The sequence below is a fragment of the Vibrio sp. 2130-1 genome (assembly GCF_033339515.1).
Genome location: NZ_JAWOUT010000793.1, coordinates 1 through 502, shown reverse-complemented (window position 1 = coordinate 502; position 502 = coordinate 1). Strand labels below are relative to the sequence as shown.

Here is a 502-nt window from a genome sequence, read left to right as displayed (position 1 = left end):
TGAGATCACCGAACCCATATTGCTGTCTGCACGGAAGGTTTTCTTCGCGGTTTCTGCTCGCATATCTGCGGCATATTGGTTTAATAGCTTTTGCTCTTTAAGACGTAAAGCCTCACGAGTAAAGATAGCCCCTTGCGGGTGTGCAAATTCGGTTAGACCACCAGCACGTTCAAGCAACTCGCCTAAGGTCTCGCCTTGACGGACAGTATAAGTACCAGGGAAGCGAACTTCGCCTTGAAGTGTTACTGTACTTTGTAGTTTGACGTCTGGCTTCTCGAGTATATTTAAGCGATCTCTGCCAACAATAATGGCATCGTCAACAGCACTACCTTTGATGGCTTGGCGCAAATCAATACGCTCAACATCAATAGAAGCGCGCTCATCTTTACTGTTAATTACCGTACGAGCTAACTCGGCGTTGATGGTAAATGCGTTATAAGTTAAGCCACCCGCAGCTTCAATTAAGGTAGAAATCGTCATACGTGGGGTAATTGGGTAGCGC

At 46.4% G+C, this 502-nt stretch carries 1 protein-coding gene; it reads right to left on the bottom strand.

Annotated elements, in window-relative coordinates:
• Positions 1-502: SLBB domain-containing protein (locus R7Q09_RS28740; protein WP_318144284.1), on the bottom strand; the 502-nt coding region annotated here is incomplete at both ends.